The sequence below is a fragment of the Kitasatospora cathayae genome (assembly GCF_027627435.1).
In the GTDB taxonomy this organism is placed as follows: domain Bacteria; phylum Actinomycetota; class Actinomycetes; order Streptomycetales; family Streptomycetaceae; genus Kitasatospora; species Kitasatospora cathayae.
In genome coordinates, this window is record NZ_CP115450.1 from 5,543,573 (window position 1) to 5,564,005 (window position 20,433).

General features: G+C 74.9%; 16 protein-coding genes, 2 tRNA genes and 1 pseudogene. 8 read left to right on the plus strand and 11 right to left on the minus strand.

The window, feature by feature from the left end; translation table 11 throughout:
- The first annotated feature begins 192 nt into the window (after positions 1 to 192).
- Positions 193 to 2,253: a phosphocholine-specific phospholipase C gene (locus tag O1G21_RS24835; protein WP_270146800.1), complete on the plus strand. Its 2,061-nt coding sequence runs from the start codon at positions 193 to 195 to the stop codon at positions 2,251 to 2,253.
- Positions 2,254 to 2,351: 98 nt separating this feature from the next.
- On the opposite strand, the gene O1G21_RS24840 is transcribed toward O1G21_RS24835, so the two are convergent.
- On the minus strand, positions 2,352 to 3,131 hold the full coding sequence (locus O1G21_RS24840) for a phosphoribosyl-dephospho-CoA transferase MdcG domain-containing protein (RefSeq protein WP_270146801.1): 780 nt from the start codon (positions 3,129 to 3,131) through the stop codon (positions 2,352 to 2,354).
- A gap of 151 nt (positions 3,132 to 3,282) precedes the next feature.
- On the opposite strand from O1G21_RS24840, the gene O1G21_RS24845 reads away from it, so the two are divergent.
- A complete protein-coding gene (locus O1G21_RS24845; protein ID WP_270146802.1) occupies positions 3,283 to 3,498 on the plus strand; it encodes a hypothetical protein in 216 nt (71 codons plus the stop codon).
- A 21-nt stretch (positions 3,499 to 3,519) separates the two neighbouring features.
- On the opposite strand, the gene O1G21_RS24850 is transcribed toward O1G21_RS24845, so the two are convergent.
- Positions 3,520 to 6,741: a S41 family peptidase gene (locus tag O1G21_RS24850; protein ID WP_270146803.1), complete on the minus strand. Its 3,222-nt coding sequence runs from the start codon at positions 6,739 to 6,741 to the stop codon at positions 3,520 to 3,522.
- A 96-nt stretch (positions 6,742 to 6,837) separates the two neighbouring features.
- Here O1G21_RS24850 and O1G21_RS24855 point away from each other — a divergent pair.
- A pseudogene (locus O1G21_RS24855) lies at positions 6,838 to 7,095 on the plus strand (MFS transporter); the annotation flags it as partial.
- A 42-nt stretch (positions 7,096 to 7,137) separates the two neighbouring features.
- Here O1G21_RS24855 and O1G21_RS24860 read toward each other — a convergent pair.
- Both O1G21_RS24860 and O1G21_RS24865 read right to left on the minus strand, forming a co-directional pair.
- Positions 7,138 to 7,211: transfer RNA gene (locus O1G21_RS24860), tRNA-Lys, on the minus strand.
- A 70-nt stretch (positions 7,212 to 7,281) separates the two neighbouring features.
- Positions 7,282 to 8,190 carry an NADP-dependent oxidoreductase gene (locus O1G21_RS24865; RefSeq protein ID WP_270146804.1) on the minus strand — a complete coding sequence of 303 codons (909 nt, stop codon included), beginning with the start codon at positions 8,188 to 8,190 and terminating at the stop codon, positions 7,282 to 7,284.
- A gap of 195 nt (positions 8,191 to 8,385) precedes the next feature.
- Between O1G21_RS24865 and O1G21_RS24870 the strand changes: the two genes are divergently transcribed.
- Together O1G21_RS24870 and pgi are read left to right on the plus strand one after the other, a co-directional pair.
- Positions 8,386 to 8,781, plus strand: coding sequence for a hypothetical protein (locus tag O1G21_RS24870; RefSeq protein ID WP_270146806.1), 396 nt, complete (start codon positions 8,386 to 8,388; stop codon positions 8,779 to 8,781).
- 194 nt (positions 8,782 to 8,975) lie between these two features.
- Positions 8,976 to 10,637 (plus strand): glucose-6-phosphate isomerase, encoded by a 1,662-nt coding sequence (gene pgi / locus O1G21_RS24875; RefSeq protein WP_270146808.1) that lies wholly within the window; start codon positions 8,976 to 8,978, stop codon positions 10,635 to 10,637.
- 109 nt (positions 10,638 to 10,746) lie between these two features.
- Here pgi and O1G21_RS24880 read toward each other — a convergent pair.
- From O1G21_RS24880 to O1G21_RS24890, 3 genes are all read right to left on the minus strand, one after another.
- A tRNA-Lys gene (locus tag O1G21_RS24880) sits at positions 10,747 to 10,820 on the minus strand.
- 68 nt (positions 10,821 to 10,888) lie between these two features.
- The gene (locus tag O1G21_RS24885) at positions 10,889 to 11,449 is read right to left on the minus strand and encodes a bifunctional DNA primase/polymerase (RefSeq protein WP_270146810.1); all 561 of its coding nucleotides are present in this window, start codon (positions 11,447 to 11,449) and stop codon (positions 10,889 to 10,891) included.
- A gap of 143 nt (positions 11,450 to 11,592) precedes the next feature.
- A complete protein-coding gene (locus tag O1G21_RS24890) occupies positions 11,593 to 11,949 on the minus strand; it encodes a hypothetical protein (RefSeq protein ID WP_270146811.1) in 357 nt (118 codons plus the stop codon).
- Positions 11,950 to 12,198: 249 nt separating this feature from the next.
- On the opposite strand from O1G21_RS24890, the gene O1G21_RS24895 reads away from it, so the two are divergent.
- Positions 12,199 to 12,501, plus strand: a complete 303-nt coding sequence (locus tag O1G21_RS24895) for a hypothetical protein (protein WP_270146812.1) — start codon at positions 12,199 to 12,201, stop codon at positions 12,499 to 12,501.
- Between the two features lie 6 nt (positions 12,502 to 12,507).
- Here the strand turns inward: O1G21_RS24895 and O1G21_RS24900 are convergent, their stop codons facing one another.
- Genes O1G21_RS24900 through O1G21_RS24910 form a run of 3 tightly spaced genes read right to left on the minus strand, consistent with a single transcriptional unit; the run spans position 12,508 to position 16,783 of the window.
- Positions 12,508 to 13,869 (minus strand): AAA family ATPase, encoded by a 1,362-nt coding sequence (locus tag O1G21_RS24900; RefSeq protein ID WP_270146814.1) that lies wholly within the window; start codon positions 13,867 to 13,869, stop codon positions 12,508 to 12,510.
- Positions 13,869 to 15,479, minus strand: a complete 1,611-nt coding sequence (locus O1G21_RS24905) for a hypothetical protein (protein WP_270146815.1) — start codon at positions 15,477 to 15,479, stop codon at positions 13,869 to 13,871. Before O1G21_RS24905 ends, O1G21_RS24900 begins: the two co-directional genes overlap by 1 nt.
- The gene (locus O1G21_RS24910) at positions 15,476 to 16,783 is read right to left on the minus strand and encodes a hypothetical protein (RefSeq protein WP_270146817.1); all 1,308 of its coding nucleotides are present in this window, start codon (positions 16,781 to 16,783) and stop codon (positions 15,476 to 15,478) included. The genes O1G21_RS24905 and O1G21_RS24910 overlap by 4 nt, the downstream gene beginning before the upstream one ends.
- A gap of 340 nt (positions 16,784 to 17,123) precedes the next feature.
- Between O1G21_RS24910 and O1G21_RS24915 the strand changes: the two genes are divergently transcribed.
- Positions 17,124 to 17,780 carry a histidine phosphatase family protein gene (locus O1G21_RS24915; protein ID WP_270146819.1) on the plus strand — a complete coding sequence of 219 codons (657 nt, stop codon included), beginning with the start codon at positions 17,124 to 17,126 and terminating at the stop codon, positions 17,778 to 17,780.
- Between the two features lie 85 nt (positions 17,781 to 17,865).
- On the opposite strand, the gene O1G21_RS24920 is transcribed toward O1G21_RS24915, so the two are convergent.
- Positions 17,866 to 19,596, minus strand: coding sequence for a hypothetical protein (locus O1G21_RS24920; protein ID WP_270146821.1), 1,731 nt, complete (start codon positions 19,594 to 19,596; stop codon positions 17,866 to 17,868).
- A gap of 262 nt (positions 19,597 to 19,858) precedes the next feature.
- Between O1G21_RS24920 and O1G21_RS24925 the strand changes: the two genes are divergently transcribed.
- Complete coding sequence (locus O1G21_RS24925; RefSeq protein WP_270146823.1) at positions 19,859 to 20,383, plus strand: hypothetical protein; 525 nt, start codon at positions 19,859 to 19,861, stop codon at positions 20,381 to 20,383.
- Positions 20,384 to 20,433 lie beyond the last annotated feature (50 nt).

Below are 20,433 nucleotides of genomic sequence, written 5' to 3' on the forward strand. Positions count from 1 at the left end.
CGCCTCCCGTTCCTCCCCGACGGATCAGCCGGGCGTTCAGCCCGGCGTCGCCCGGTGACACCCGGACGAACAATCCGACAACCCTGCTGCACGCATCTGGTGGCCCGCTCCGATCGCGGTGGAGACTGCTCCGCGATCGATGAGCCCCGACTTGTGTACACAACATCGCCAGCGAAGGGACGGACCGGGCTGATGGCCGAGTTGAGTCGTAGGAAGTTCGTGACGCTGTCCGGAGCGGCCGCGGCCGGTCTCGCGGCGGCCGGCACCGGCGCCGCGGGGACCGCGGCCGCCGCGACCGCATCCACCACCACGCTCAGCACCACCGGCACCATCACCGACGTGCAGCACGTGGTGATCCTGATGCAGGAGAACCGCAGCTTCGACCACTACTTCGGCACCCTCAAGGGCGTCCGCGGCTTCGCCGACAAGGCCACCATCCGGATCTCCGGCGGCTACAGCGTCTTCAACCAGCCGAACGGCCTGTTCGCCCGTCAGTACCCGTGGGCCTTCAATCCCTCGGGCGCCACCGGCTCCCCGGAGACCCTGGCGCAGTGCAACGGCGACCTCTCGCACGCCTGGTCCGACCAGCACAAGGCCTGGAACGGCGGCAAGATGGACTCCTGGGTGTCCGCCAAGGGCACCGTCCGCACCCTCGGCTACCTGCAGCGCGGCGACATCCCGTTCCACTACGCGCTGGCCGACAACTGGGCCATCTGCGACGCCTACCACTGCTCGGTGCTGAGCGCGACCGGCCCCAACCGCACCTACCACTGGTCGGGTTGGATCGACCCCAGCGGCACCGCCGGCGGCCCCGCCTACGACGGCGGATCCGAGTCCAACCTGCGCTGGCAGACCTACGCCGAGGCGCTGGAGAACGCCGGCGTCAGCTGGAAGGTCTACCAGAACGCCAACGACAACTTCGGCGACAACGCCCTCGCCTACTTCAGCCAGTTCGCCAACGCCGCGGCCGGCAGTCCGCTCGCCGTCAAGGGCATGGGCTCCGTCCCCGCCGTCACCGGCCGGACCCCGGACGACATCGCCGCCGCGATCAGGTCCGACGTGCTGAACGGCACCCTGCCGCAGGTCTCCTGGATCGTCGCCGACCAGCAGTCCTCCGAGCACCCCTACGCCACCCCCGAGGACGGCGCGCACTTCGTCCACCTGGTGATGGACGCCCTGAACGCGGACCCCAACGTGTTCAACTCCACCGTCCTGCTGATCAACTACGACGAGAACGACGGCTTCTTCGACCACGTCCCGCCACCGGCGGCGCCCGCCGGCACCGCGGACGAGTTCTACAACTCCACCAACATCGGCCTCGGCTTCCGCGTCCCGCTGATCGCCGTCTCCCCGTGGAGCCGCGGCGGCTGGGTCAACTCCGAGACCTTCGACCACACCTCGGTGCTGCGCTTCCTGGAGGTGTGGACCGCCGCCATCGGCAAGCCGGCCACCAGCCCCAACATCAGCGCCTGGCGCCGGCAGGTCTGCGGCGACCTCACCTCGGTCTTCGACTTCGCCAACCCGGTGTACGGCATGCCCGCGCTGCCCGACACCTCCCAGACCATCGGCCTGTCCACCTGCGGCCCGCTGCCCAACCCCTCGCCCGGCAACAACGCGCTGCCCGCGCAGGAGCCCGGCACCCGCCCGGCCCGCGCCCTGCCGTACCAGCCCAACGCCAACCTGGACCACTGGGACGCCGACCCCAGCGGCGTCATGCACGTCTGGCTGAAGATGTCCAACGACGGCGCCGCCCGGTCCGCGCACTTCGCCGCCTACGCCAACGCCTACCGCAGCGGCGGCCCCTGGCAGTACACCGTCGGCTCCGGCAGCCCGGTCACCGACTTCTTCAACTGCGGCACCAACGGCTTCGGCAACGGCAAGTACGACCTGACCGTGGTCGGCCCCAACCGGTTCCTGCGCCGCTTCACCGGCGACCTCACCCAGCCGGGCAAGAACGCCGCCGTCACCGCCTCCTACGCGGTCGAGCCGGGCACCGGCAAGCTCGCGGTCCACTTCAAGCTGGCCAACTCCGGCACCACCCCGATCACCTTCACGATCACCTCCAACAACTACCGCACGGACGGGCCCTGGACCTACCAGGTCCCGGCCGGCGGCAGCACCAGCGACTTCTTCAACGCCGTGGCCTACCAGAACGGCTGGTACGACTTCACCGTCACGGTGAACGTCGACGGCAGCTGGTCGCAACGCTTCACCGGCCACCTGGAGACGGGCGCGCCCAGCGTCAGCGGCTGACCCGGCTCACCCGAACGGGCCCCGGCGCGGGAAGCCGCGCCGGGGCACCGGGAGCCGGAGGGAGCCGACGACGGTGCCACCGAACGAGCTCTCCCCCCTCACCCGTACGGGCCGCGCGGGAACCACGGGTCGTGGACCTCGCGGGGCCCGTACGGCGTCAGCAGGGTGAAGGTGTGCACGCCCGCCGCGTACTCGGCCAGCTGGACCGCGCCGTAGCGGGTCTCCAGTTCGGCCTGTACCGGCACCGGCAGCTTGCTCAGCGCCCGCCGCAGCTGCAGCGCGTCGCGCCGGCTGATCGGGTGCGGGGCGCGCAGCACCAGCCGCAGCGGGCTGAGCGGCCCGGCGACCGGGACGCCGGTGCCCAGTTCGTAGCCGACCGCGCCGATCGGGCCCCAGGCGAGGCGGTGGTCCGCGACCAGTCGGCCGACCTCGGGCAGCAGGGCCAGCGCCGGGACGTCGGTCACCCGCTCGGGGGCGAGCCGTGCCCGCCGTTCGGCCAGCTGTTCGGGGCGCAGTGTGCGGGCCACCGCCGCCCAGGGGGCCAGGGCGTCCAGCCGCTGTCCGGCGCGCGGGCCGCGGGTGGTCACCGGGATCCAGTGCTCGGGCGCCGCCTCCGGGTCGCGGGTGCAGCGCCGCGGCCGCGGGACGTCCACCGGGGTGCCGACCACCGAGGGCGCCCGGCCGACCGTCACCCACGGGTGCGCCCGCAGGACGGTGCGCGCCCAGTCCGGCAGCTCGCCGCCGGTCAGCGGGCGCAGCGAGCTGGGGCACTGCATCAGCAGCAGGTCGTGGGTGCGGGGCAGCCGCCCGTCCAGCGCGGCCAGCGGGCCGACCCGCCGGCGCGGCCCGTCGTGCAGTTCCTCGGTCGAGTTCCTCACACCGCCACCTTGCGCCCGCCGGGCGGCCCCGACCACGGCCCTTCGACGTGTTCCACCGGGACCAAGGGCTCAAGGTGCATCCGTGCGTGCCCGGTGTGAGAGTGGGGGCAGCCCGGAATTCCGTCGTTCCGTCCCCTCAGGAGGAGGAGTCATGGGCATCTTGGACAGGTTGTTCCACCGGTGGCCGCAGCACGGGAGCACGGGGGAGGACGCCGCCCGGCGCGCCGCCCTCGCCCACGACGAGGCGGCCGACGCGTACAGCAACGACATCGAGCGGACCCGGGAGGCCCAGGAGAAGCTCGCCCAGGAGGAGGCCGACCGCCGGGCCGCCGAGAACATGACGGCCGAGGGCGACCCCTGGGACTGAGGCCCCACGCCTTCAGTGCCATCAGTGCGCCCGCGGCGGCAGCGGCGGGCGCCGCAGGTCCGGCCGGGGCGTGGACTCCGGCGGGGGCGCCGCCGCGGGCGCGTCCTCCAGCAGCTCCAGGGCCAGCTGGACGGCGGTGACCAGGTCCGGGTGGCGCCCCCGGGCCCAGTCCTGCGGGGTGCGCAGCACGTGCACGTCGGGCTCGACGCCCCGGTTCTCCACCGACCAGCCGAGCCCGCCGCTGAACCAGGAGGCGTTCTTCGGCACCGAGATCTGGGTGCCGTCGCCCAGGGTGTGCCGCCCGGTCATCCCGACCACCCCGCCCCAGGTGCGGTTGCCGATCACCGGGCCGAGGCCGAGCAGCTTGATCGCCGCGATGATCACGTCCCCGTCCGAGCTGGTCGCCTCGTCGGCGAGCGCCACCAGCGGGCCGCGCAGCGCGTGCCGGGGCCAGCGGACCGGCTGGCGGCCGCGGCTGAAGTCCCAGGCGAGGACGTGCCGGGTGAGCTTCTCCAGGACCAGTTCGGAGACGTTGCCGCCGGCGTTGCCGCGCACGTCCAGCACCAGCGCGGGCTTGTCCAGTTCGCGCCGCAGGTCCCGGTTGAACTGCGCCCAGCCGGAGCCGCCGAGGTCCGGGATGTGCAGGTAGCCGCACCGGCCGTCGCTCAACTCCCGGATCAGGGCGCGGCGTTTGACGACCCAGTCCTGGTAGCGGACGGCCCGCTCGTCGGTCAGCGGGGTGATCGTGATCCGCCGCACCGGGCCGTCCGGGCCGCTGCGCAGGGCCAGTTCGACGGTGGTGCCGCCGGTGCCGGCCAGCAGCGGACCCGGTCCGCGCACCGGGTCCACCGGGCGGCCGCCGACCTCCAGCAGCTCGTCGCCGTCCTGGACGCCCTGGGCGGCGAGCGGGGCGCGGGCGCGCGGGTCGGAGGACTCTCCGAGCAGCACCCGGTCGACCAGCCAGCGGCCGTCGGGGGAGCGGTGGGCGGTGGCGCCGAGCAGGCCGAGCGGCTGCTGGGCGAGGGTGGGGCCCTCGGCGCGCCGGGAGGGGGTGACGTAGGCGTGCGAGGTGCCGAGTTCGCCGAGGAGTTCGCGCAGCAGGTCGGCGAAGTCGTCGGGTGAGCAGACCCGTTCCAGCAGCGGCTCGTACTGGTCGACCAGCGCGGGCCAGTCCAGGCCGGACATCCGCTCGTCCCAGAACTGGTCCCGGACGATCCGGGCCGCCTCGTGGTAGGCCTGGCGCCACTCGGCGGCCGGGTGCACGGTGTGGGTGATCCGGCGCAGGTCGACGCTGGTCCCGGCGGAGGGGGCGCCGACCGGGATGACCCGCAGCGTCCCGGCCGAGTAGACCGCGATCGAGCCGCCGTCCCCGGAGACCGCGTAGCCGTCCAGCTTGTCGACCAGCGTGGTGCGGCTGCCCCGGGCCAGGTCGAAGTACTCCAGCGAGGGGCGGCCGGAGGTGTCCTCGGGGCTGACGAAGGTCTGCCCGAGGGTGCCGGAGATCGGCCAGCGCAGCCAGACCAGGCCGCCGCGCACCGCGTCGGTGGCCGAGTACTTGGAGGCGATCACCGGGAACTGCAGCAGCCGGTCGCCGATGCCCTGGGGGTCGACCCGGACGGTGCCGTCGCCGCCGCCGTCCCCGCGCGGGGCGCCGTCCTCGGCGGGCGCGGCGAACGGGGAGGGGGTGTCGGCGGTGAGCGGGACGAGGTACGGGCGGCAGCCGACCGGGAAGGAGAGGTCGCCGGTGTGCACGTCGTGGACCGGGTCGAAGCCGCGCCAGGACAGGAAGGCCAGGTAGCGGCCGTCCCGGGTGAACACCGGCTGCTCGTCCTCGAAGCGGCCGTCGGTGACGTCGGTGGTCGGTGCGGGCGCGTCGGTGCGGGTGAGCCGGATCCGGCGCAGCGAGCGCCCGGCGGCCGGCTGGGACCAGGCGATCCAGTGCGAGTCGGGGGAGAACCGGGCGCTGGCGACCGGTCCGTAGTCGGAGGCGGCGAGCTCGCGGACCTCGCCGTCGGCGGCGGAGACCAGCAGCAGCCGCCCGTCCGAGGTGGTGACGGCGAGCCGGGCGCCGTCGGGGGAGGCGGTGAGCTCCAGGACCCGGCCGAGCCTGCCGACGGCGAGCACCCGGTGGTGGTGCCGCTCCGTGAGTTCGGGGGGGACGTCGTGGCCGGGCAGCGGCATCACCTCGATCGCGTCGGCGCCCTGCGCGTCGGTGATCCAGGCGGCCTCGCCGGTGTACCCGAGCACCACCGGCAGCCGGGTCCGCACCCCGGGGGTGTCGGCGAGCGTGCGGGCCGGTCCGTCCTTGTGGGTGAGCCAGTACTGGCTGCCGCGCACGGTGATCACCCCGGCCCGGCCGGTGTGGTCGCAGGCGAGGTCCTTGACCTGGTTGGCGGCGTTGACCTGGTACGGGCGGCGGCCGGCCCGGGCGCCGCCGAGCGGCACGTGCAGCCGGCGCGGGGCGGGGGCGTCCAGGCCGTCGAGCAGCCAGAGGTCACCGGCGTGCTGGTAGACGATCCGGGAGCCGTCGGTGGCGGCCTCGCGGGCGTAGTAGGAGGCGTGGTCGGTGTGCCGGCGCAGGTCACTGCCGTCGGGGCGGCAGGAGTAGAGGTTGCCGATGCCCTCGTGGTCCGAGAGGAAGGCGATCCGGTCGCCGACCGGCATGGGGGAGGAGAGGTGGCCGGTGTGCTCGGGCAGGATCAGTTCGCCGTCCACCCAGAGCCGGCCGACCGCGCCGCCGCGGTAGCGCTTCCAGGCGGCGGGCTCGTGCGGGGCGGAGCCGGTGAGCAGGACGGTCCGCTCCCGGCTCATCTGGGCGTCGCCGACCGGGCCCCAGGGCATCCGGCGGCCGGGGGAGCCGTCCGGGGGCAGCGCGTGTGCCCAGGTGTAGTGGCTGAAGGGCTCGTGGAAGGAGGTGACGGCCAGCACCTCGCCGTCCGGCAGCCAGCCGCGCACCCGGGTGTCCTGGCTGCCCCAGTAGCTGAGCCGGCGGGCCCCGCCGCCCTCGACCGGGGCGGTCCACACCTCGGGGGCCAGGCCGAGCCAGCTGGTCCAGGCGAGGGTGGTGCCGTCGGGGGAGAACCGGGGGTGGCTGACCCGGGTGCGGTCGCAGCCGACCCGCCAGGCCCGGCCGGTCGTGGCGGCCCCGCCCTCCAGCGGGGCGAGCCAGACGTCGTCCTCGGCGGTGAAGGTGAGTAGGTCGCCGCGCAGGTGGGGGTATCGGAGGTAGCCGGGCGGGGTCACCCCTCCATCCTTCGACGGGGCCTCACCCCCGGCAACCGGGGCGCCCCCGGCCGGGACATTGAACCTGACACCCGTGTGAGGTCCGAGCATGGCCCCATGGCGACCACACGGCTCACGACCCCCGCCGTGCGACCGGCGCTTCCGCTGCCGGCCCTGCTGGCACCGGCCACCGCGGTGTTCGTCACCGCGCTCACCGAGACCCTGCCGGCCGGCGTCCTGCCCGGGATGAGCGACGCCCTCGGCGTCAGCGAGTCCGCCACCGGGCAGACCGTCACCGGCTACGCGGTCGGCACCGCCGTCACCGACGATCCGCTCCCGCCCCGGAGGCGAGCGGGCGAGTGGCTGCGGAAACGCCGGAAGGCCCTTCGCTCTCGCGAAGGGCCTTCCGGCTGTCTGTGCGCCGCCAGGGACTCGAACCCCGGACCCGCTGATTAAGAGTCAGCTGCTCTAACCAACTGAGCTAGCGGCGCCTGCTGACGTGGAGAACATTACCTGGTCAGCGGCCGAAACACACAATCGGCCCGGACTGCCCCGGTCCGCTCAGGCCGTGAGCACCACCTTGCCCCGGACGTGCCCGGTCCCGACCAGCCGGTGCGCCTCCCCGGCCTTCTCCAGCGGCAGCGTCTCGGCGATCTCCAGCCGCAGCCCGCCCGCCTCCCACAGCCGCACCAGCTCGGCCAGCCGCTCGGCCGTGCGCGGCCCCCGCAGCCCTCGGACACCCAGCCGCTCGGCCTCCGGGTAGTCGACCACGGTGCCGATCCGGTCCCGGTCGGCGACCCGCTCGACGGAGGCCGCCAGGGCGCCCCGCCCGGCCGCGTCGAACGCCGCGTCCACCCCCTGGGGCGCGACCGCGCGGACCCGCTCGACCAGCCCCTCGCCGTACGTGACCGGGACCGCGCCCAGCTCGCGCAGGTAGTCGTGGTTGCGCTCGCTCGCGGTGCCGATCACGGTGGCGCCCCGGGCCCCGGCGAGCTGGACGGCGACGGTGCCGACCCCGCCGGCGGCGCCGTGCACCAGCACGGTGTCGCCGGGGCCGACCCCGAGCAGGGCGAGCGCCAGGTGGGCGGTCTGGCCGGAGGCGGAGAGCGCGCCGGCCTGCTCCCAGGGCATCCCGGCGGGCTTGGCCACCAGCTGGGCGGCGTCCACCGTGACCAGCTCGGCCTGGCACCCCAGCATCCGGAAGCCCAGCACCTCGTCGCCGACCCGCCAGCCGTCGACGTCCGGCCCGAGCCGGTCCACCACCCCGGCGAACTCGTTGCCGAGGACAAACGGCGACTCGACCACCAGTCCCGGCGGGCGGAAGCCCTCCCGGATCGCCAGGTCCACCGGCTGCACCCCGGCGGCGTACACCCGCACCCGGACCTCGCCCGTTCCGGGCTCGGGGTCGGGCACCTCGGTGACCCGCAGGACCTCGGGACCGCCGGGCCTCGGTACGGTGACCGCCTTCATGGGGACTCCTCTCGCCGGTTCGCTGGTCGAACGTCCCCGATCCTCGAACCTGAAGCGAGCTTGAGGTCAAGCGCCGGTTCGGCGCGTCCCCACCTATGGGGCGCATTGTCAGATTTATCCTGGGCGGCGCTCAGCCGTCTGTGGCCGATCCGTCGCCGATTCCGCCACCGATCCGCCGTCGAGAGGAACCTCCCCGTGGGCCAGCTGCCCCTGTTCTTCCTGGTGCCGCTCGCCTCCGTGGTGACCATGCCGCTCGCCCGCAGGGAGCAGGCCGTGCGCCGACTCTGGTGGCGGGCCGCCAAGGCCGGGCTCAAGCGGCTCGGCGAACTGGAGGAGCAGGACCGGCTGCCCGCCGAGGTCGCCGACCGCCTGCGGGACCGTCAGCACGACCGGCTGGCCCGGCTCTGCCCGGAGAACCACACCGAGGCGAAGCAGCGCCAGGCCCAGTGGCGGGCCGCCGCCGAGGTCGAGCAGGAGATGATCGCCGCCTCCCGGCGCGAGATGCTCATCGCCCGCAGTGAGCTCGGTGCCGACCCGGAACTGGTCGACCACGTGCTGCGCGGGCTGGACCCGCGCTCGGAACGGAAGTGACGGACCGGCGGAAGTGACGGGCGGTCCGCGCACGCCGGTCGGAATGTGCGCGACCCCCTCCGGGGTTGCATAGGCTGAACCCGGGCAGGCCGTCAACGGAGTCGGCGCACCACCAGTACCGCCACGACCTCGCGAACACACCCTCACGCCTGGCCCTGCCGGTTTCTGCACCCAGATGAATCGAGGACCCACCGATGTCGGAGACCCGCGCCGACGCCCGCACCCCGCTCGACCGCACCCCGCAGTGGGCCGCCCTGGCCAAGCACCGGTCCGAGCTGGGCGAGACCCACCTGCGCGAGCTGTTCGCCGCCGACCCCGAGCGCGGCCGCACCCACACCCTGCAGGTCGGCGACCTGCACGTGGACTACGCCAAGCACCTGGTCACCGACGAGACGCTGGAGCTGCTGCGCGAGCTCGCCGCCGCCACCGGCGTCGCCGAGCTGCGGGACGCCATGTTCCGCGGCGAGAAGATCAACATCACCGAGCGGCGCGCCGTCCTGCACACCGCGCTGCGCGCCCCGCGCGACGCCGTCATCGAGGTCGACGGCGTCAACGTCGTCCCCGGCGTGCACGCCGTCCTGGACAGGATGGCCGCCTTCGCCGACCGGGTCCGCAGCGGCGAGTGGAAGGGCCACACCGGCAAGCCGATCCGCACCGTGGTCAACATCGGCATCGGCGGCTCCGACCTGGGCCCGGCGATGGCCTACGAGGTGCTCCGCCCGTACACCAAGCGCGACCTGGACGTCCGCTTCGTGTCCAACGTGGACGGCGCCGACCTGCACGAGGCGGTCCGCGACCTCGACCCGGCCGAGACGCTGTTCATCGTCGCCTCGAAGACCTTCACCACCATCGAGACCATCACCAACGCGGTCTCCGCCCGGTCCTGGCTGCTCGACGGCCTGGGCGCCGGCACCGAGGCGGTGGCCAAGCACTTCGTCGCGCTGTCCACCAACGCCCAGGGCGTCCAGGACTTCGGCATCGACACCGCCAACATGTTCGAGTTCTGGGACTGGGTCGGCGGCCGCTACTCCTACGACTCCGCGATCGGCCTCTCGCTGATGATCGCCATCGGCCCGGACGCCTTCCGCGAGATGCTGGACGGCTTCCACCTGGTCGACGAGCACTTCCGCACCGCCCCGCCGGAGCGGAACGTCCCGCTGCTGCTCGGCCTGCTGGGCGTCTGGTACGGCGCGTTCTTCGACGCCCAGGCGCACGCGGTGCTGCCCTACTCGCACTACCTGTCGAAGTTCACCGCCTACCTGCAGCAGCTGGACATGGAGTCCAACGGCAAGTCGGTGACCCGCGACGGCACCCCGGTCGGCTGGCAGACCGGCCCGGTGGTCTGGGGCACCCCCGGCACCAACGGCCAGCACGCCTACTACCAGCTGCTGCACCAGGGCACCAAGGTGATCCCGGCCGACTTCATCGGCTTCGCCAAGCCGGTCGCCGACCTGCTCCCCGGCCTGGTCGCCCAGCACGACCTGCTGCTGGCCAACTTCTTCGCCCAGACCCAGGCGCTGGCCTTCGGCAAGACCCCGGAGGAGGTCGCCGCCGAGGGCGTGCCGGCCGAGCTCGTCCCGCACAAGACCTTCAAGGGCAACCACCCGACCACCACCATCCTGGCCGCCGAGCTGACCCCCTCGGTGCTGGGCCAGCTGGTCGCGCTGTACGAGCACAAGGTGTTCGTCCAGGGCGCGATCTGGAACATCGACTCCTTCGACCAGTGGGGCGTCGAGCTGGGCAAGGTGCTCGCCAAGCGGATCGAGCCGGTGCTGCTCACCGGTGAGGGCGGCGAGCAGCTGGACAGCTCCACCGCCGAGCTGGTCGCCCGCTACCGCGCGCTGCGCGGCCGCTGAGCCCCGGCCGGGCCGTCCGCTCCGGCGGGCGGCCCGGCCCCGCCCTTGCATGAATGCGCGGAAACGCCGGAAGGCCCTTCGCTCTCGCGAAGGGCCTTCCGACTGTCTGTGCGCCGCCAGGGACTCGAACCCCGGACCCGCTGATTAAGAGTCAGCTGCTCTAACCAACTGAGCTAGCGGCGCCTGCTGACAGAGAAGACTCTAGCAGCGGCCCGCGTCCGAGCCAAAATCGAATACCGGTCGCCCCCCGTTCACCCGCCGGTCACGAGGACCGGCTCGGCCGGGACGCCCGCGCCGGGCTCGCGCGCCGCCGCCCGTACGCAGGCCCACAGCACCACCGAGGCCCCCGGCAGCCAGGGCTCCCGCTCCTCCGGGGCGACGATCCAGCGGCCCGTGCCCCGGCTCGGGGAGTCCGGGCCGTGCGCCATCCGCTGCACCGGCGGCACCGTCACCGCGTCGCCCTTGCCGTGGCACAGCAGCGGCGGCACGTCCCGGGCCCACTCCTCCCAGGCCAGCAGCCGGCGCAGCCGGGGCGCCGCGCCGGGCTGGACGAACAACAGGGTCCGCCCCCGGTAGGCCGCGACCGGGCCGCAGCCGGGACCGGAGGCCCACAGCTCGTCCAGCACCCGGCGGCCGAACAGCGACGGCATGCTGATCACGTCGAAGGCCCGCCCGCAGGGCAGCACCGAGGGTGCCCACGGGCGGGCTTCCCAGAGGGCGCGCATGCTGCGCGGGTACTCGCTCGCGGAGGCGAGCCAGGCCTCCCCGGCCACGGAGACGTACTCCACCGACTGTTGCGTCCAGATGTCCACGCCCAGCAGCCTGCGCCGTGCGCGGCCCCGGTGTGGTGGAAAGCACCGTTCGCCGGACAGGGCGGCGCGCGATCGCGTACCCTCCGCCGCTGGCATATGCCACCGGGCTGGGGCTGGGGCTGGGGTCGGTCCGTGCGGGGGGATCAGTCCTCGTGGCGGCGCGGCTGGAGCAGACCGCGGCCGTACTCGATCATCTTGGCGGCGTAGTCCGGGGTCCAGTCCGCCCGCTCGGCGATCTCGGTGTTCGAGAGCGCGTCGAACCGGCGCGGGTCCGCGAGCTGCGCGGCGGCGACGGCCTGGAAGTCGGTGGCACGCTCGGCGGCGGCCCGGAAGGCCAGGGCCAGTTCGGTGGAGCGGCGCAGCAGCTCCGCGGGGTCGTCGATCGACTCCAGGTCGAAGAATCGTTCCGGCTCCGGTTCGGCGGACTGCGGCTCGAACAGGAGCTGCGCGGGGCGCTGGCGCCTGGTGGGCTCGGGCGTCTCGGCGGGGGAGTCGGGCATGGACGGACACCTCCGGGGTCTCGGGTGGGGAAGGGCGGGCGGGCTGCTCCGGGCCGCACCGCCGATCGTGGCCGTCGTCCATTGTCTCGCGGCGGCGGCCGGTAGCGGAACGGTGCGCGTGCGGGCGCTATTCCCCGGTGCGCGCCGGAGGAGTGCTGCGGGCGCCGCGCGTCCTGATCGCACGCGAACCGGTTGTGCCGAGTACAGCAGTCGTCCACTGAAAGTCCTCCACCGAACCGGGAGCACCCCATGCGCGCACTGTCCACCGCCCTCCTGCTGGCCGCCGCCGTCCTGGCCTCGGCCGCGCCCGCCGCACCCGCCTTCGCCGCCGAGACGGCCAAGGTCGTCACCGGACCGGCGAGCAGCCCGGGCGGCGTCTCGACCGCGACCTGCCCGGCCGGCACCCACCTGACCGGCGGCGGCTACCGGCTCCAGCCCGACGCGACCGGCCCGGTGCGCGCCAGCGGGCCGACCGCCGACGCGACCGGCTGGAGCGCCCAGGCCGAGCACGGGTCCGTGGTCGCCTTCGCGGTGTGCGAGACCGAGGACTGACCGCCGCTACCGCAGGTGCACCCGGTGGCCGCTCAGGTGCTGGAGGACCTGGTGGTTGGCCTCCCAGCCGTCCGGGAAGGCCACCGGGACGCCCAACTGCACCGGCTCGGTGGCGGGGTGTTCGTCCAGCAGCTCGGCGATCCCGGCCCGGGCGATCACGATGCAGGCGTGCCGGTGTCGGGAGGCGAGCACGCAGAGCCGGCCGGTCTCCAGGTGGAAGGCGGTCGCGTCCGGGCGCCCGGAGAGCGGGTGCAGCACCACGGTGACGTCGTACTCCCGGCCCTGCAGCCGGTTGGCGGTGTCCACCGTGACGGCCGGCCCGGCCGTGCCGTCCACCGGTACGCCCACCTTGAGCAGGGCCGCCCGGACGGCCGCCGCCTGGTCCCGGTGCGCGGTGCCGACGGCGATCCGGTCCGCGGTGAGCGGGGCCTCGCCCTGCTCGGACCGGGCGGTCAGCCCACGCTCCAGCAGCCGTCGGACGGTGGCCGCGACCGCAGCCACCGCCTGCGGGTCGGTCCGTACGGTGTGCCGGGCGGGCAGCTCCAGCAGCGCCCAGCCGTGCTCGGCCGCCCGGTCGATCACCGCGTCCAGCGCCGATCCGTCCGGGCGGACGGCCGGGGTCAGCCGGCGGTCGTCCGGGCCGGTGCCGGAGCGGAACGGCGTGTACGGGTAGAACGCCCGCGAGATCAGCGGGGCCGCGCTGGCCGGCAGCCGCCAGGAGACCGGCAGCCGGTGCGGCTCGATCTGCGGGTTGTGCGCCAGCATGGTGACCACGGCGCTGCTGGACGGGTCGTAGGACAGGCCCGCCCACTGCTCGGTGCCGACCACGGTGAACGGGTCCAGCTGGCCCGGGTCGCCGACGAACAGCGCCCGTTCGAACAGCCGGGCCACCGCCAGCAGGGCGTCCGAACGCATCTGGTACGCCTCGTCGACGATCGCGTGCCGCCACGGTGCCTCGGCCCGCACCCACTGCCACTTGGCGGAGGTGGAGATCACCACGTCCTGTTCGACCAGGTCGGCGACCTTGTCGGAGGGCGTGACGTTGGCGTGCCTGAGCACCTCCGGGCCGGGGCGGGAGTCCGCGGCGTGCAGCCGGCCGATCGTCAGCTCCGGGGCCTTCTCGGCCAGTCGGCCGACCAGGTCGTCCACCTGTCCGTTGGTCTGGGCGACGATCATCAGCCGCTCGCCGGCCGCCACCAGCTCGCGGGCGGCCCGCACCACCAGGGTCGACTTCCCGGCGCCGGGCGGGGAGTCCACCACCACGCCGCGCGGCGCACCGGCCGGCGGGCGGACGGTGGCCGCCAGGATGCGGGCCACCGCGGCGTCGGCGGCCGCGCCCGGGGACTGCTCGCTGATCGGTCCGGTCATCACTCCCACTCCTCGGTGGCGACGGCGATGGCGGCGGCGGACGGCGCGGACGCGGTGCCGGGCGGGCCGCCGTGGGTCCACGGGGTGTCGTCCGGCTCGGGCAGCGGCGCGGACTGGCGGACCGTCAACTCGAACAGGGTGAAGGTGACCGGCTCACCGGGCTCGGGCAGGCTGCCCGGCTCGGGCTCCTTCTTGCGGCCCATGCCGGACAGCACCCGCAGGGTGATGGTGCCCTCGGCCGGGTCGACCGCGACGATCCGCGCCTTCTGCGCGGACGGACCGTGCACCCGGTGCGCCTCCCGGCCCAGGTCGGCGTGCGGGCGGTCGGCGGTGCGCAGGGTGACCAGCGGGCGGGGTTTGGGGGAGCGGCCGGTGGTGTCGTAGTCCGGCACCACCTCGGTCACCACCCCGCTGAAGGCCTCGCCGGACAGCCGGTGCTCGGCCATCGCCAGCGGGTCGTCCAGCGCCTCCTGGACGTCCAGCCGGGCCTGCTCGCGCTCGCGCTGGGCGAGCTTGCGGGCCGCGGTGACGGCGTCGTCCTGCCGGGGCTGCGGCGGCTCGCCGGCCGCCAGGCGGTCCCGGTGGCCGGTGTAGGACCAGCGGTCACCGGTCCAGCGCTCCTCCAGGTGCCCGGCCGGGGGCAGGGCGCGCAGCAGGTCCAGGCCGTGCCAGACGTCCCGCCAGGTGGGCAGCAGGACGGCGGACAGCACCTGCTCCAGCTGTTCGACGGCCGAACGGACGGCCGTCCGGGCGCGCTCGGCGGCGGCCTCGTCGCGCTGCTCGGTGCTGTGCTGCAGGGCGCTGACGGCCGTGTCGTAGCGGGCGATCGCCGGGGCGAGCACCCCCTCGTCGAAGGCCGGGTCGGTGGCCGGACCGGCCGGCGGGTGCACCAGCTGCCCGTGCTCGTCGCGCTCGGTCTCGGCCAGTTCGGCGGCCCGTGCGCCGGTCAGCCCCGGCGGCGGGCTGTGCCAGGCCAGCAGGGCGGCCAGGTGCTGGTCCTCCAGGTGGCTCTGGCCGGTCGCCCAGTGCCGGGCGAGCAGGCCGGTCATCGGCAGCAGCAGGCTGGAGCCGGGCACCTGGGCGCGGTCGGTGAGGTGGGTCAGCCAGCGGCCGAGCAGCGGCACCCGCAGCGGCGCCGGATACGGGCCCGGCTCGGCGTCCTCGACGGTGCGGCGGAAGCGGGTCGACCGGCCGATCAGGGCGAGGTGGTGCACGCCCGCGCCGTTGGGCACGATCAGCTGCGGCGCGTCGGTGCACAGCTCGCGGAACACCTGGGTCTTCTCGCCGCTCTCCGGATCCTTCTCGGAGCCCTCGATCTGCTCGACGTCCGTGCCGAAGGACTCCAGGTAGGGCAGCAGGTCGGCGGCCAGCGCGGCCAGGAAGTCGAACCGCAGGGTGCGGTTGAGCGGCTGCGGCACCAGGTGCAGCCGGGGCGCGTCCCGGTCGGTGCCCAGCATGACGGCCAGCGGTGCGCCGGACTCACCGGCCGCGGTCAGCGGGACGAGCACCATCGGGCGCTCGGACAGGTGCCGGTGCCGGACGGTGGCCAGCGGCTCGGCCCGGCCGCTGCGGACGGCCTCCAGCCGGGCGAGGGTGGTGAGTAGGCTCATGCGCCGGCACCCAGCGCTTCCGGGTGCCGCGCTTCCGTACCCGGCGCTTCCGTACCTGGTCGTCCCAAACCCGGCCGCCGCCCACCCAGCGCTTCGGCGCGCAGGGCGGCCGCGTAGGCCAGGCGTTCGGCCGCCTCGTGCGCGCCGTCGCCGTCGTCCGGGTCGTCCGGGTCAGCCGGGTCCCCGGTGCCCGCGCCGCCGGATGCGGCGGTCAGCGCCTCGGTGACCGTGCGGATGCTGCCCAGTTCGCCGCGCACGCCCCGGCCGAGCTGCTCGACCCGGTCGCCGCAGCGGGCCTGGGCGCGGCAGTGGAAGCCGAGCTCGCAGGTGGAGAGGCAGTCCGGGCTGTAGGCGGCGGGCACCGCCTCGACCGCGGCGGTCAGCTGCTCGGTGCTCCGGGCCGGGGCGCCGTCCTCGTCGGTGGCCAGGTCGAAGTCGGTGCCCGGCGGCAGCGCCGCCAGCAGTCGGCCGATGCCGGTCATCCGGCTCAGCTGGCGGCGGGTGGTGGCCAGCTCGCGGCGGACGTCCACGGCCACCGCGGTCGGCCGGTTGCCGAAGTCCTTCGGGCAGACCAGCAGCACGCTGGTGCGGGGGCTGCCCGGCAGCCGCTGCTCGGTGTACGGGTCGTCGGCGAGCGGCAGCCCGGCGGCCGCCGCGGCGGCGTGCTGGAGCGCCAGCACGTACACCGCGGCCTGCCGGGCGGCGGCGCCGACCTTGGCCGGGTCCGCGCTGCCGTCCAGCACCGGGAAGGACTTGATCTCGACCACCGTGCACCGCCCGCCGTGCACCACCAGGGCGTCCGGCTCCAGGTAGGCGGTGCTGCCGGCCACGGGGAGCCGCAGCATCGGGTGGTCCAGCAGCGTCCAGGCATCCGGGTCGGCGGCGGCCCGGGCCAGCGCCTCGGCCGTCCGGTCGGCGCGGACGGCCGGGCCGGAGCGGTGCAGCAGGTCGGGCACCAGCAGCGGGGCGCGGTCGTCCGCCGGGACGCCGAGGTGGGCGCGCAGCGGCTCCAGCAGGGCGGCGTGGTCGTCCGCCTTCAGCCGGGACTCGAACACCAGGCCGCGGGCGATCGCGAACGGGGACTGCCCGAAGGGCGCGGGGCGGCCGAGCCGGGCGGCCAGCGCGGACTTGTCCACCCCGGCCGCGTCCAGCACCGCGCGGCGGTGGCAGCCCGGATTGGCGGCCAGGGCGGCGAGGGAGCGGGCGTTCAGACTGCGCTGCGGGGCCGGTCCGCGCAGCTCGGCGAGCCGCTGGGCGAGCGGCTCAGCGGGCCCGCCGGGCGGGACGTTCGTCGAGACGTTCATGGTGGGGCCCAGTGTCGCATCCGGGTCCGACAACGCGGTGCGGACCGGCCCGCGGCACCGGACGGAACCGGCCGCCATCACGAGGTACCCCGGGCCCGCGCCGTGGTGGTGACCCACCCCACTCGCCGCCGGGCGCTCCAACCCGCTGCCGACGGTCGTCGCTCCGGCGCTCGTACCTCGCTTGTCGCTCTCCCTCCTGCCCGCCATCGGGCCGGAGGGGCCCGCCCTTTCGGCAGCGGCGCGCCCTTTGGCTCGTGGGGTCGCCCGGGTGAGGGATCATGGAGCCCGGTGCTCAAGGGTGAGACCGACCGTCGACCGCCCCGCTGCGAGGAGCTCTCCAATGCCCGCCCGAATCGTGCTGGTCCGCCACGGCGAGACCGAGTGGTCGGCCTCCGGCCAACACACCGGCCGCACCGACATCCCGCTGACCGAGCAGGGCCGGGCGATGGCCCGGGCGCTCGGCGCCCGGCTCGCCAAGGCCCCGTGGAACGGACTGCCCGACGCGCTCGTCTACACCAGCCCGCTCGGCCGGGCCAAGGAGACCTGCGAACTCGCCGGCTTCGGCGACCGCGCGGTGGAGCGCCCGGAACTCATGGAGTGGGACTACGGCCAGTACGAGGGCCGCACCGGCGCCGACATCCGGGCCACCGACCACCCGGGCTGGCTGATCTGGCGCGACGGCGTGCCCGGTGGCGAGAAGCTCTCCGAGGTGGCCGCCCGGGTGGACGCCCTCCTCGCGGACCTCAACGAGGAGCACGGAGTCCCGGAGGCGGACACCACCGACATGCACTGCGCCGACCAGGACGTCGTGCTGTTCGCGCACGGCCACCTGCTGCGCATCCTGGCCGCCCGCTGGCTGGGCCTGCCGCCCGAGTTCGCCCAGCGGTTCAAGCTCGGTACGGCGGCGCTGTGCGTGCTGTCCTGGGAGTACGGCGCCCCGGCGGTGGAGGTCTGGAACGACCTGTCCCACCTGGACGGGCTGAAGTCCGGCCACTGACGGAGGAGCCGGCGGTCGTTCATGCCGTAGCCGCTCGTGCGGCGGTGACCGCTCGGGCCGCCGCGACTCGAGCGGTGACGACCGCTCAGGCGGCTGCGGCCCGGTCGTAGCCGATCAGGAACCGGCGGACCTCGGGCACCGCGGCGTGCGGACGCAACCGCCCCGCGGTGTCCGCCAGCATGCTGCGGATCCGGGCCGAGCGGACCTCTCCGAACAGCGCGACGGCGGCCGAGCCGTGGTGCGCCGCTCCCGCCAAGTCCCCCCGGCCGAGCCGGTCGTGGGCCAGCTCGGCGGTGTACAGCACCCGGTTGCGCACGAAGTGCGGCTCCTGCAGCGCTATCGCCAGCGCGGCCTGGTCGCTGGCGCGGTCCCAGTCCTCCAGCGCGGACCAGCACTGCGACTGCAGCCCGGCGATCTCCGCCTCGCCGAAGAACGACATCCACTCCGGGTCGGCCTCGGACGGCCCCCGGTCGAACAGCGCGTACGCCCGGCCGATCGCGCGTTCGCAGGCGGAGCGGTCCCGCAGCACGGCCCAGGCGCCGGCCTCGCGCATGGCCAGCAGGGCGAGCAGCCGGGCGGATTCCAGCTCCCGGGCGGCGCACTGCCCGGCCTGCGCGGCGCGCAGCGCCTCGCGCGGGCGCCCGGCGTCCCGGGCCAGGAAGGCGCTGTTGCAGAAGACGTGCGCCTCCAGTGCGGGGTCCCCGGCCATCCGGGCGGTGGCGAGGGCCTCCGCGTAGAACGAGCGGGCATCCCCGAGCCGGTTCGAGTCGTGCGCCAACCACCCCACGGAGATGGCCAGTTCACCGGCCCCGGCCTGGAGTCGACGCTCCGTCTCGGCGCTGTACTCGCCCTCGTTGAGCAGCAGGTAGGCGGTGCGCAGCGACTGCCCGGCGAGTTCGTACAGGGCGTCCGCGCCGTGCGCGTCGTCGGCCAGTCTGATGTCCCGGACGGCCTGCTCGACGCCCAGCACCTCGGCGGCGCCGACCTTGCGCGGCGGCGGCACCGGCCCCGGCCGGCCGGGCACCACCGGCTCGGCGGCGAGCAGCGAGGGCGCGGTGAACTCCGCGCCGGGGAGGGCGGATCGGCCATCGGCCGGTCCGAAGCCGACACCGGCGACGGGGCCGGCAGCGGGGCCGAGTCCGGCGGCGGGACCGGCGGCGGGTCCGAATCCGGCAGCGGCGACCGGGCCGGCGGCGGCCGGCCGGTCGATGCCGATGACGGTGGCCAGCGCGGTCGAGCCGCCGGCCAGGAACGTACGGCGACGCACGTCGTCGTTCTCCTCGTCGAGATAGGGCGATCCATCGGGCCCCCTGGGCACCGCGCCGGCCATCGGCCACGCGAGCCGGTCCGGAGCGGTTGGATCCGCGTACGGCGAGGCAGCGTACGGGAGTTGGGTGGAGTGCGGTGAGCGCGGGGCGGGCAGGGGCGGGAACGGTGGGTGGAGCGGTGGATGGAGCGTGGGGTCAGGGGTGGGGTCGGGCGTGGGCTGGGGCGGGGCCAACCCGGCAGCCGCCCGGGCGCCGTCCGCCGCCGCTCGGCGGCGGACGGCGGTGCGGGGGGCGAAGCCGAGGTCGGTGAGCGTGCGGTCCGGCCACATGTGCCGGAAGACCCGCTCGTAGGCGTAGTTGGGGCAGCGGATCTCACCGGACTCGACCCGTCCGACGTAGCGGGCGTCGCAGGACACGTGCTCGCCGATCTCGCGGGCGGCCCGGCGGACGGCCATGGCGAACTCGCCGGGTGAGCGGTCGCCGCGGAGCATGCGCATCACGGTGTTGGGGGACGGTCGGTTCGGCTCGGCCGGTGGGGTGGCTGCCATGGCGCCGAGAATACTCGGAGTCACCGGCCGACCACATGGGGTGTGCCGGACATTAGCCGTCAAAACATTGCAAATCGGGCGTTGTTGCCGGATATCCGCCATGAAATGCCATGCCTTGCTGTAATGCGCCCCGTGGCCTCCGGCGTTCCCGCCGCGTTGTCCTGGTACCAGGAAGCCCAGGCCGCCCACCGGCCCGTCCCCCCGCCCCGCGGCCCCACCCCGGCGGCAGCGCTTCCGAACCGACGAGGTACAGGAGGGCCCCATGATGGCCACCGGACTGCCGCAGCACCGACCCGTCGCCGGGGGCGCGCTCGCCGCCGCCGCCCCCGCCCTGCTCCCCGACCCCGCCGACGACCGGTTCCCCGGCCGGGGCCCGGTCGAGGGCGGCCGCGGCTCCTGCGGCGGCCTGCGCCGGGAGTGCCGGGAGTACGCCGTCCCGCCCGAGGACACCCTCGTCACCGGCTGCGACACGGTGACGGTCGCCCTGCGGCACGGCCTGGAGGCCGTCGACATCCTGCGCCTGCGCCGCGCCTGCGGGGCCGTCCTGCAGAGCCACGACGGCAGCACCCTCGCCTTCCTCGTCCCAGCCGGCACCCGGGAGACCTGGCACCTGCCCGGCAGCTCCTGTACGGCCGGCGCCCTGGTGCCCTCCGCCACCGATCCGCGCTGGGTGATCCCGCCGTCCGGCGCCGACCGCACCGCCCGCCCCACCGACGCCTGGGTGCTCCGCTCCGCCCTCTGCGAGGCCGCCTGCACGCTCACCGCGGGCGGCCTCGGCCCGTTCTAGCGGGCGTGCCGCGCGGACCCGGCCGGGCCCCCTCGCCTCCGGCCGGATCC

What these genes read in the sequence shown, in the direction of transcription:
- O1G21_RS24835 (WP_270146800.1), top strand. Translation starts at nt 193, where the DNA reads ATGGCCGAGTTGAGTCGTAGGAAGTTCGTGACGCTGTCCGGAGCGGCC.
- O1G21_RS24845 (WP_270146802.1), top strand. Translation starts at nt 3,283, where the DNA reads ATGGGCATCTTGGACAGGTTGTTCCACCGGTGGCCGCAGCACGGGAGC.
- O1G21_RS24865 (WP_270146804.1), bottom strand. Translation starts at nt 8,190, where the DNA reads ATGAAGGCGGTCACCGTACCGAGGCCCGGCGGTCCCGAGGTCCTGCGG.
- pgi (WP_270146808.1), top strand. Translation starts at nt 8,976, where the DNA reads ATGTCGGAGACCCGCGCCGACGCCCGCACCCCGCTCGACCGCACCCCG.
- O1G21_RS24890 (WP_270146811.1), bottom strand. Translation starts at nt 11,949, where the DNA reads ATGCCCGACTCCCCCGCCGAGACGCCCGAGCCCACCAGGCGCCAGCGC.
- O1G21_RS24895 (WP_270146812.1), top strand. Translation starts at nt 12,199, where the DNA reads ATGCGCGCACTGTCCACCGCCCTCCTGCTGGCCGCCGCCGTCCTGGCC.
- O1G21_RS24900 (WP_270146814.1), bottom strand. Translation starts at nt 13,869, where the DNA reads ATGACCGGACCGATCAGCGAGCAGTCCCCGGGCGCGGCCGCCGACGCC.
- O1G21_RS24905 (WP_270146815.1), bottom strand. Translation starts at nt 15,479, where the DNA reads ATGAGCCTACTCACCACCCTCGCCCGGCTGGAGGCCGTCCGCAGCGGC.
- O1G21_RS24910 (WP_270146817.1), bottom strand. Translation starts at nt 16,783, where the DNA reads ATGAACGTCTCGACGAACGTCCCGCCCGGCGGGCCCGCTGAGCCGCTC.
- O1G21_RS24915 (WP_270146819.1), top strand. Translation starts at nt 17,124, where the DNA reads ATGCCCGCCCGAATCGTGCTGGTCCGCCACGGCGAGACCGAGTGGTCG.
- O1G21_RS24920 (WP_270146821.1), bottom strand. Translation starts at nt 19,596, where the DNA reads ATGGCAGCCACCCCACCGGCCGAGCCGAACCGACCGTCCCCCAACACC.
- O1G21_RS24925 (WP_270146823.1), top strand. Translation starts at nt 19,859, where the DNA reads ATGATGGCCACCGGACTGCCGCAGCACCGACCCGTCGCCGGGGGCGCG.